At 41.2% G+C, this 240-nt stretch carries 1 protein-coding gene; it reads right to left on the minus strand.

The features are described from left to right. The coding region (locus tag FLACOL7796_RS22540) for an Ig-like domain-containing protein (RefSeq protein ID WP_173973029.1) at positions 1 to 240 on the minus strand (240 nt) is incomplete at both ends.

The raw sequence follows: 240 nt of genomic DNA on the forward strand, positions 1-240 counted from the left end.
TTAGCTCCTTTTTCACAGATTTGGTACGTGATTGTATACGTGCCTGATACTGTGTTTGGATCTAAAGTCAATACTCCGCTGGCATCAATGGATAACGGTCCTGTTGTAATGGCAGTAACTGTTGTTTTTAAAGCCGTAACATCTACTCCGTTTAGTTTATCATTTGCTGTTACGTTACCCACTGTAGTGGCTACTGTTGTTCCAGGTGTAGCGGTATAACTATCGTCATTGGCTACCAAA

It is taken from the genome of Flavobacterium bizetiae (assembly GCF_902804475.1).
Classification (GTDB): domain Bacteria; phylum Bacteroidota; class Bacteroidia; order Flavobacteriales; family Flavobacteriaceae; genus Flavobacterium; species Flavobacterium bizetiae.